A 204-nucleotide genomic window follows, 5' to 3' on the forward strand; every position below is an offset into this window, starting at 1 on the left:
TGAAAGTTTTTGAATTTCAGGGGAGTGTCACAAAATAACTAAAATCTAGTTATGGAGCGATGCTCCTTTTTTACTTTATAGGAAAGACCGCCTACGGTGCTCTCTTGAATTGAAAAAAGCCCGCAGGTCGGCGGGCACAAGAAATGGACGATTGCTGGCTTAGAAGATGTAAAAACCTTCTTCACCAAAACCGTCATCAAGTTC

The sequence above is a fragment of the Acetivibrio ethanolgignens genome (assembly GCF_001461035.1).
Lineage (GTDB): Bacteria > Bacillota > Clostridia > Lachnospirales > Lachnospiraceae > Velocimicrobium > Velocimicrobium ethanolgignens.